Here is a 4,702-nt window from a genome sequence, read left to right as displayed (position 1 = left end):
CCGACCTCACCCAGGATTTCGACGAGTTCTACGACAAGGTCGTCCAGGAGTGGCAGGAGCAGGCGCTGTGCGCCCAGACCGATCCCGAGGCCTTCTTCCCTGAGAAGGGTGGCTCCACCCGTGAGGCCAAGCGCATCTGCCGCGCCTGCGGTGTGCGCGACGAATGCCTCGAGTACGCCCTCGAACATGATGAGCGCTTCGGCATCTGGGGTGGACTGTCCGAACGTGAACGCCGGCGCCTGAAGAAGCGGCTCGGCTGACCACCGTCCCCCGGTCCGGTCAATCCCAGTCGAAGCCGGGGTCGACGAGCTCCGGGGTCACGTTGAGGTAGGTCGCCACCAGGCTGGCGATGACAAAGCGCAGCCACTGCTCGAGCTCCATCCGGTCGTTGGCGCGCTCCTCCACCGGACGCCGGAAGACGATGAGCCGCGGCCGTGTCGGAGCCCCCCGCTCGTCGACCCCGACCGGCACCAGACGCCCCAGTGGGACCGGACCGTCGGCGGCGACCTCGTCGGACCACCGGGACACCGAAGCGTCCATCCGCATGCGGGGGATCATGTCCACCGCGATGTCGAGCCCGTCGAGCCGGTCGCCGAACCGGTCCAGCACATCTGCGTAGACGTCGAGGACCGCGGCATCGAACGCCTCGGCGCGGGTACTGTGCCTCGGCAGATCCGGCATGAGGATGCCGCGCAGGCCGCGGCCCCGCGGATCGCGGTGAGCGGCGCGCACGGCGCCGAAACCGCGGGACCCCCGCTGATGTCCATTTTCTGTCATGCCACCGATCCTAACCCGGGCCCTGCACGACCACGGCGCATGACACCGCTGTCCTCCGCCCCCTCCTCTGCCTCCTCTGCCCCGTCCTCCGGCCCTTTCCCCCGGACCTTTCCTCCCGGGGAACGCCACGCGCTCCGGCACCGGTCCCGCACAGGAGTCCCGCGGGGGGCTAAAATGGCCTCCGTGACTGACTACCGACAGTGCTCCAGGCCCGGATGCAGTACCCCGGCCGTGGCCACCCTGCGTTACAACTACCGGGCGAGCCGTGCGACCGTGACCGCGTTGGGCCCGGGAGGGGACCCGCACAGCTGGGACCTCTGCAGCCGACACGTCTCGCGGCTCACCGTCCCGGAAGGGTGGGACCTGGTCCGCGAGGACATCACCGGCGCGGGCGTCCCGGACCCTTTCGGCGACGCTGTCACGGACACGAGCGACTTCACTGACGAGGAGATGCAGGTGCTCGCCGAGGCGATGGAGGCGGTGGGGGAGGCAACCGCCGACCAGGGAGCGGACGCCGCCACCGGGAGTGGCGTCGTCGATCCCCCGCCCCCCGCCGGCACCATCATCCGCCGCGAGGACCTGCCCCGGCCCAGTGGTCACCACCCGTCGCGGGGGAACCTCCCCCGCCGGACCCCGGCCCGCCATCTCCACGCGGTCCGGGACGCAGACTGACACTCCACCGGGTCTTCCCGGACACCCCTCTCCCGCACCGATGATCCCCAGAACCCAAGGAGTTACCGCCCATGACGTCAACCACCCCGTCCCCCCGCACCCGCGAGTCGCTGAGCAGCGTCATCAAGGCCTACGACGTCCGCGGCGTGGTCGGTGAGGGCATCGACGCCGACCTGGTCCGGGACACCGGAGCCGCCTTCGGCCACCTCATGCGTGGGGAGGGCGCGAAGACCGTGGTCATCGGCCACGACATGCGCCCCAGCTCCCCGGAACTCTCCGCGGCCTTCGCCGCCGGCGTCACATCCCAGGGTCTCGACGCCGTCGAGCTCGGCCTGACCTCCACCGACGAGCTCTACTACGCCGCCGGCGCCCTGGACTGCCCGGGCGCGATGTTCACCGCGTCCCACAACCCGGCGAAGTACAACGGCATCAAGATGTGCCGTGCCGGCGCCCGACCGGTCGGCCAGGACACCGGCCTGTCCCAGATCGTCGACATGCTGGTCGGGGGTGTCCCCTCCTACGGGGGCACGCCCGGAACCGTGGGCTCCCGTGACGTCCTCGCCGACTACGCGACCTACCTGAAGTCCCTCGTTCCGCTGGACCACATCCGACCGCTGACCGTCACCGTGGACGCCGGCAACGGCATGGGAGGGCTCACCGCCCCGGCAGTGCTCGGCACCGAGCCTTCGCTCACCCTGCACGACCTCTACTTCGAGCTCGACGGCACCTTCCCGAACCACGAGGCCAATCCGCTGGACCCGAAGAACCTTGTGGACCTGCAGAAGTTCACCGTCGACAAGGGCGCCGACATCGGCATCGCCTTCGACGGGGACGCGGACCGCTGCTTCATCGTCGACGAACTCGGGGACGCGGTCAGCCCCTCGGCGATATGCTGCATGATCGCCGAACGGTACCTGGCACAGAACCCGGGTGCGACGATCATCCACAACCTCATCACCTCCAAGGCGGTGCCGGAACTCGTCACCGAACTCGGTGGTAGGCCGGTACGTACGCGGGTGGGCCACTCCTTCATCAAGGCGCGGATGGCTGAGGAGCACGCCGTCTTCGGTGGCGAACACTCCGCCCACTACTACTTCTCCGACTTCTTCAACGCGGACTCCGGCATGATCGCCGCGCTCCACGTCCTCGCCACTCTCGGCGCACAGGACAAGCCACTGTCGGAGCTGAAGAAGGCGTACTCCCGCTACGAGGCCTCCGGGGAGATCAACTCCGAGGTCGCCGACCAGGCCGGGCGGACCGCCGCAGTGGTCGCGGCCTTCGCCGACGAAACTGTGTCCGCCGACGATCTCGACGGTGCGACCGTCGAGCTCGCCGACGGTTCCTGGTTCAATATCCGTGCCTCCAACACCGAGCCGCTGCTGCGGCTCAATGTCGAGGCGCCGACCGCCGGGCGTGTCGCCGAGGTCGTGGACAAGGCACTCTCGGTCATCCGGGCGTGAGAGAGGGGACACCGACACAGTGACTTCTGAGACCCCACCGAATCCGGTGCACACCGCGACGCCGTCGGCGGCGGCCGGGACACCGGCGACCACGGCGCGGCCGCTGCGCATCGACGGCACCGTCCGCAACTACGCCTGGGGTTCCCGGACCGCCCTGGCTGACCTCACCGGACGCCCCCTGCCCACCGAACACCCGGAGGCGGAGATGTGGTTCGGGGCGCACCCGGCCGCACCCAGCGTCATCTCCGGTGACGGTCGGACACTGCTGGACATCATCGCCGCCGACCCGGCGGGGCAGCTGGGCGCGGGCCGGTCCGGTGACCGGCTCCCTTTCCTTATCAAGCTGCTCGCCGCGGACCAGGCGTTGAGCCTGCAGGCGCACCCGACGAAGCAGCAGGCAGAAGAGGGTTTCGCCAGGGAGAACGCAGCCGGTGTGCCCCTGACGGCCTCCCAGCGCAACTACCGGGACGACAACCACAAGCCCGAGCTGCTCGTGGCGCTCACCCGCTTCGAGGCGCTCGCGGGGTTCCGTCCGTTGGGGAAGACCCGGGAACTGCTCGCCTCGCTGGCAGTTCCCGGCCTGGAGCGCACCACCGCGCTGCTAGGTTCCGGGGCGGACGCCGAGGATCTCCGAGCCCTGGTCACCACCTGGATCACCCTCCCGTCCGCCGCGAAGAGGGACCTCGTTGCCGCGACCGGCACCGGGTGCCGCCGACTGGCGGACCGGGTCGACTCGGGGGAGGCCCCCGGCTGGATGCGTGGCCCGGCACAGGCCGCCGTCGAACTCGCAGAACAGTACCCGGGCGATTCCGGGGTGCTGATCTCGCTGCTGCTCAACCATGTGGTGCTGGAGCCGGGGCAGGCCCTGTTCCTCACCGCCGGCAAGCTCCACGCCTATCTACGGGGCACCGGTGTGGAGATCATGGCGAACTCCGACAACGTGTTGCGTGGCGGTCTCACCACCAAGCACATCGACGTGCCCGAACTGATGCGTGTGATGGACTTCGCCCCGGTTGACGATCCGGTGTGCCCGCGCGACGCCGACGGCTGCTTCGAGGTCCCCGTGCCCGACTTCGCGCTACGTGAGGTCGACACCGGCCAGGTCGCCCCGGTGACAGGTCCCGCCGTGGTGCTGGTGGCGGCCGGTGGTGCCGAGCTCGCCGACTCGGTGGGTTCCGCTCCGACCCGGTTGCGACCGGGGCAGGCGGTGTGGGTGCCCGCGCTCACGGAATCGGACGTGCGGGTGACGTCGTTGGGACGCACCTTCATCGCGACAGCTGGCTGACCGCGCCGGGCAGCACGGCCCGGGGCTGGTCGAACTCAGCCGGGCTCAGCTGGGCTCAGTTGAGCTCAGTGGGTTCGGTGGGACCGGTCGGTTCAGTGGTTGTCGGCGCGTCCGGGGTCGTGCTTCCCGGGGTGTCCGTGGAATCCTGGTCGTCGGAATCCTGGTCGGCGCCCTCCCCGGCATCGCCGGGGGTTTCCTCGGTCGTGCTCTGCCCCGTCGAGGAACCTTCCGTCGGATCGGGGAATGACGGGAAGCCCGGGAATGACGGCAGGTCGGGCAGTTGCGGGCGGCCCGGGGTCGAGGGGCTGCCGGTCGCGGTACCGGGCGTGGCGGTGCCGGTGGCCGCGCCGGGGTTGCGTGGCGTCGACCCCGGGGCCGTGGTTCCGGGCGCCAGACTGGCGCCACCGTTCCATGCATTCGGCGGCAGGTAGGGATCCTCACTCAGTGTGGCGAGGCCACCGATGGTCCCCGGGGGAGGTGCGGTCTGCTGCGGCACACCGGTACGGGG

At 70.1% G+C, this 4,702-nt stretch carries 5 protein-coding genes and 1 pseudogene; 4 read left to right on the top strand and 2 right to left on the bottom strand.

The window, feature by feature from the left end:
- On the top strand, positions 1 to 260 hold a 260-nt coding region (locus QZV72_RS01860), incomplete at its 5' end, for a WhiB family transcriptional regulator (RefSeq protein ID WP_297004517.1).
- Positions 261 to 279: 19 nt separating this feature from the next.
- Here the strand turns inward: QZV72_RS01860 and QZV72_RS01855 are convergent.
- A complete protein-coding gene (locus QZV72_RS01855; protein ID WP_297004514.1) occupies positions 280 to 777 on the bottom strand; it encodes a metallopeptidase family protein in 498 nt (165 codons plus the stop codon).
- Between the two features lie 174 nt (positions 778 to 951).
- On the opposite strand from QZV72_RS01855, the gene QZV72_RS01850 reads away from it, so the two are divergent.
- From QZV72_RS01850 to manA, 3 genes are all read left to right on the top strand, one after another.
- A complete protein-coding gene (locus tag QZV72_RS01850) occupies positions 952 to 1,449 on the top strand; it encodes a DUF3499 family protein (RefSeq protein WP_297004512.1) in 498 nt (165 codons plus the stop codon).
- A 71-nt stretch (positions 1,450 to 1,520) separates the two neighbouring features.
- Complete coding sequence (locus tag QZV72_RS01845) at positions 1,521 to 2,909, top strand: phosphomannomutase/phosphoglucomutase (protein ID WP_297004509.1); 1,389 nt, start codon at positions 1,521 to 1,523, stop codon at positions 2,907 to 2,909.
- 103 nt (positions 2,910 to 3,012) lie between these two features.
- On the top strand, positions 3,013 to 4,194 hold the full coding sequence (manA, locus tag QZV72_RS01840; RefSeq protein WP_297004519.1) for a mannose-6-phosphate isomerase, class I: 1,182 nt from the start codon (positions 3,013 to 3,015) through the stop codon (positions 4,192 to 4,194).
- 55 nt (positions 4,195 to 4,249) lie between these two features.
- Here manA and QZV72_RS01835 read toward each other — a convergent pair.
- A pseudogene (locus QZV72_RS01835) lies at positions 4,250 to 4,702 on the bottom strand (hypothetical protein); the annotation flags it as partial.

It is taken from the genome of uncultured Corynebacterium sp., from assembly GCF_902782855.1.
Classification (GTDB): domain Bacteria; phylum Actinomycetota; class Actinomycetes; order Mycobacteriales; family Mycobacteriaceae; genus Corynebacterium.
The sequence above is the reverse complement of the archived record's forward strand: the minus strand, read 5'-3'. Positions and strand labels throughout refer to the sequence as shown.

Bases quoted from the DNA above. Each gene is read 5' to 3' on its own strand.
- QZV72_RS01855 (WP_297004514.1), bottom strand. From the start codon at position 777: ATGACAGAAAATGGACATCAGCGGGGGTCCCGCGGTTTCGGCGCCGTG.
- QZV72_RS01850 (WP_297004512.1), top strand. From the start codon at position 952: ATGGCCTCCGTGACTGACTACCGACAGTGCTCCAGGCCCGGATGCAGT.
- QZV72_RS01845 (WP_297004509.1), top strand. From the start codon at position 1,521: ATGACGTCAACCACCCCGTCCCCCCGCACCCGCGAGTCGCTGAGCAGC.